5 protein-coding genes are annotated in these 3780 nt (G+C 39.4%); 3 read left to right on the top strand and 2 right to left on the bottom strand.

Going from position 1 to position 3780, the window contains the following annotated elements; genetic code table 11:
* Window positions 1–136: 136 nt before the first annotated feature.
* The gene (locus Q0338_RS02235) at window positions 137–397 is read right to left on the bottom strand and encodes a hypothetical protein (protein ID WP_298085337.1); all 261 of its coding nucleotides are present in this window, start codon (window positions 395–397) and stop codon (window positions 137–139) included.
* A gap of 160 nt (window positions 398–557) precedes the next feature.
* Here Q0338_RS02235 and Q0338_RS02230 point away from each other — a divergent pair, with 160 nt between their 5' ends.
* Together Q0338_RS02230 and Q0338_RS02225 are read left to right on the top strand one after the other, a co-directional pair.
* Entirely contained in the window at window positions 558–881 is a 324-nt protein-coding gene (locus Q0338_RS02230; protein WP_298085336.1) for a type II toxin-antitoxin system RelE/ParE family toxin, read from the top strand.
* Window positions 874–1155 (top strand): helix-turn-helix transcriptional regulator, encoded by a 282-nt coding sequence (locus Q0338_RS02225; protein ID WP_103641294.1) that lies wholly within the window; start codon window positions 874–876, stop codon window positions 1153–1155. Before Q0338_RS02230 ends, Q0338_RS02225 begins: the two co-directional genes overlap by 8 nt.
* 83 nt (window positions 1156–1238) lie before the next feature.
* On the opposite strand, the gene Q0338_RS02220 is transcribed toward Q0338_RS02225, so the two are convergent.
* Window positions 1239–2357 carry a tyrosine-type recombinase/integrase gene (locus Q0338_RS02220; RefSeq protein WP_298085335.1) on the bottom strand — a complete coding sequence of 373 codons (1119 nt, stop codon included), beginning with the start codon at window positions 2355–2357 and terminating at the stop codon, window positions 1239–1241.
* 396 nt (window positions 2358–2753) lie between these two features.
* Here Q0338_RS02220 and Q0338_RS02215 point away from each other — a divergent pair, with 396 nt between their 5' ends.
* Window positions 2754–3617, top strand: coding sequence for a DUF364 domain-containing protein (locus Q0338_RS02215; protein ID WP_298085334.1), 864 nt, complete (start codon window positions 2754–2756; stop codon window positions 3615–3617).
* The last annotated feature ends 163 nt before the right edge of the window (window positions 3618–3780 follow it).

Raw genomic sequence — 3780 nt, 5'->3', positions numbered from 1 at the left:
TCTGCTTTGCTTCCCTTAAAATATGCGCCATTCTACCGACGGCCTTCTGGGAATTTAGGTTGTCAGATAAAGCACTAACGACTATTTCATAACCGTTTATTTTCACGCGAAAACCCTGCAAATTCCATAAACGCGATTAAATGAGCTCGGCATCTAAAACGCATGAGCTTTGATCTGTGCCTACTTCGTGTTTTGCAATCCATTTTTCTATCTTTTCTCTATCGTATAGAACTTTTCTACCGCCTAGCTTTATGTATGGTAATATACCCTTAGATCTCCAAATCGATTGGGCATCAGTACCGACACTAAAGAGAGCTTCAAATTCCACGGGCGTTATAAATTTTTTTTGACAAGGATTTATTTGCATTTTTTCCCTTTTACAAAATTTTGTATCCATCCTAGCATGTTACAAGCCTTAAGTCCAGCAAAAAGTCGGTTCACCAAAAGATAATTTACTGTTTTTTGTTTTGTGGTGCCAGAGGAGCGGTCGGATGCTTAGACAAATTTACAAAAAAGTTTAATATCTTTTATGATATAATCCGTCCAAAGGATAAAGTTTGTGGGAAATTACATTTTTGGATGACCGAGTAGCTGAAGAGTTTAAAGCTCTACCTCCTAAGATTTCCGCCAATATGACTCATATATTTAAGCTCTTGCGTCTTTATGGCAACCAAGTCGGTGAACCACAAACTAAAAGCCTAGGCGACGGGCTTTTTGAGATAAGAGCCAAGGGTGCGGAGGGTATAGGCAGAGGAATGTTTTGCTATATGACCGGTAGACGCATTTATATATTGCACGTGTTTGTAAAGAAAAGCGATAAAATACCTCAGAAAGAACTAGATATCGCCAGAAATAGATTAAAGGAGTTAAAAAATGCCTGAAGTAAAATTTGACGACGTATTTAATGAAATGATGAAAAACGATGAATTTAGAGCTGAATACGAAGCCCTGATGCCCGAATACGAACTAAAAAGCGAGTTGATAAAAGCTAGAATAAAAAGCGGACTGACGCAGTCGCAGCTAGCGGAGAGGATGGGCATGAAACAGTCCAATCTAGCTAGACTAGAAAGCGCGAGCGGAGATTTTAAATTTCAGACGATAATCAAATACGCAAAAGCATTGGGACTAAAGCAGCTAAATATCGCACTGAACTAACAAAAAAAGCGAGGTCAAAATTTGCCTCGCGCAAACACAATTTATAAACCAAGAAGCAGGCAGCACTGGCTTTAACTTGAAAACTATTTCTGTTCCAATCTTTTAGTGGCTACTAAATTTTCTATCACTTGCGAGCTTTTCTGGGTCGCTTTGTAAGTATCGACGCCTAGATAGTGTTGCAGGGTCGCTAGTTCTTCGTGTAGTAAAGTGCCCGACATCGTATGGATATCCGCGCTAGCTTCCGCAAGAGCGCCGACTACTATATCTCTCGCCATGTGTAGGTGAAAATTCTCAACTCCTGAGAGTTCTCTGATTTTTTTAACTTGTCTGTCTAGATTAACTATCGTCTCGCCGCTTACGGGACTAGCAAATACCAGCTCAGCTATTCTCGGTATCTCTTGTAGTTTGGATGCTATAAAATTTGGGATAGCTACGATATAGTCGTTAGAGTTTTTCGTCCTCTCTAAAAGTATAGTGTTGTTGTTGAAATTTATGTTTTTCCATTTTAAGTTTAAAATTTCGGACTTTCGCCTGCCTGTAAAAATCAGGGCAAAAAGCGTCCAATAAAAAACGTCGTCGGCGTAAAGTTCATTAATGGCGGAAAATAAATTTCTGAGCTTATTCGAGCAATTGATGACTTTTGATTTTTTCTCGATCTTATCAAGCTTTAAACCAAACGTCGGCTCGAAAGCTAGAGCCCTATGAATAAGCGCGTACTTAAACATAGGGCGTAAAATTTCTTTTATCGTTTTGTTGTATGTTTTTGGCGATAGTCCCTTGTTTCGCATGGAGTTATAAAAAATTTGAATATGGTCAAGCGTTACCTTTTCTATCGCCAGCGAGCCTAGAGAGTTGTTTTTGATATGATTGTTAAACATCGCCGCTAGCCCAGTCGTAGCTTTGGTTTTGGCTCTAGTTTCCATATATAAATCCCAAAGCTGCTTAACTTTGATGTTTGGCTGGATCCTGGAAGCGGCAGATACCGCCATATCTTTGCTTTTTGCCCATTCGGCAAAAACTGCCATAGCTTCTTGCAAATATTCTCGCCCAGTCCATTTTTCTCTTACGGCTATTTCTACTACCTTAGTGGCTCGCTTTCCATCGCTACTTCTTTTTCTGAATAAAAATTTATTCGTATAATTTTTACTCACGTATATATTTGGAATTTTCGTCTTTTTGTATTCGCTTAGACTGATTGACATTTGAGTCCTTTTTAAAATCCTTTGCGCCGCTTTGGGTAACCCACTGGGTAACCCATTTGGCGATAGAATTATAATTCTAAAAAAGTTATAATCAGCTTAAAATATCGTATTTTAGGACTATACAAACTTATATAATCCTTAATAAATCTGCGGCGTATTTTTTCAAGTCCTTTCATCCGCACCATCTAAAAATTCTTAAATCCATTTCCACAATACAATCTGTTTTATCATATGTTGATTTGATCTACTTTTAAATTTTTAGTACTAAATTTGGATAAATTTTACAGTATGCTACCTACTTTAGATAAAATCTGACATAGATTAATATAATTTAAAATATTTTGCTGTAAAATTTTCATAAAATTTAACTACTTGCATAGCCGAAAGGAGATTGCCGTGGGTCAAATTTTAAACGACACCCTAAGCCAAATTTATGAAAATTTAGGCGACGAAATAAAAAATTTAAACGTGCAGCGCGTTGTGGTTGGACTATTTTTTACGGGCGTAAAGCTAAGTAATGGCGTTTGCGGCGTGAGCTACACCCCGCTAAAGTCCTTTCCGCAGGCCGTTTGCTGTCCGTCGCAAGCCGCGGTAATGCCAAATTCCGGCAACATCTGCGGCAAAAACGTAAAAACTCTTCTAAAAGATTTATCTAGCGATAGCCCTATCAAAAAAACCATCGCCGTAGCCGCCCTAAACGCGCTTTCGCAGACGTGTTATGAGCGCTCCGGTAGTCCGTATGCGACCAAATTTAAGGCCGATCCTTTTGATAAGTTAGCTATCAATCGCAGCTCGTTTAGCGTGATCGTGGGTGCACTGGTGCCTTACATCAAATTTATGATGAAAAACGGCCTGGATTTTCGCATTTTGGAGCTTGATAAGAGCGCGCTAAAAGGCGATGAGCTTAAGTATTTTATCCCGCAAGAATGCGCCGCGGACGCGATCAGGGCAGCCGATAATCTCATCATAACCGGCGTCACGCTACTAAACGACACGCTGGAGGAGATCTTGAGTCTAAAAAAGAGCGGGGCCGAAGTCATCGTCGTAGGTCCAACCATTTCGATGTCGCCTAAGGCTCTTTTTGATAGGGGCGTGAGTCATGTGGGCGGCGTTTATACTACGCATTCGGACGAGCTTTTGGACGTGATAGCGCAGGCTGGATCGGGGTATCATTTTTTCGGCAAATTTGCGGAAAAATTCGTAATGAGTCGCGAGAGTTCGACTTCTAAAATTTGGAAATTTAACGATCCGAATGCATAAAACTAAATTTGGTCAAATGTATGTAGCATCCTTACCAGTTAAAGATTTAAAAAAGAATCCTGATGAAAATGACATCCCTAATTTACATGAGATTTTAAGCGTCATTGAATCATTACATTGCGATATGTATGAAAATGCCTTACTTCCAATAGCTCTCACAAAT

Source organism: uncultured Campylobacter sp., from assembly GCF_938018145.1.
Classification (GTDB): domain Bacteria; phylum Campylobacterota; class Campylobacteria; order Campylobacterales; family Campylobacteraceae; genus Campylobacter_A.
The sequence above is the reverse complement of the archived record's forward strand: the minus strand, read 5'-3'. Positions and strand labels throughout refer to the sequence as shown.

What these genes read in the sequence shown, in the direction of transcription:
- Q0338_RS02235 (WP_298085337.1), bottom strand. Translation starts at nt 397, where the DNA reads ATGGATACAAAATTTTGTAAAAGGGAAAAAATGCAAATAAATCCTTGT.
- Q0338_RS02225 (WP_103641294.1), top strand. Translation starts at nt 874, where the DNA reads ATGCCTGAAGTAAAATTTGACGACGTATTTAATGAAATGATGAAAAAC.
- Q0338_RS02220 (WP_298085335.1), bottom strand. Translation starts at nt 2,357, where the DNA reads ATGTCAATCAGTCTAAGCGAATACAAAAAGACGAAAATTCCAAATATA.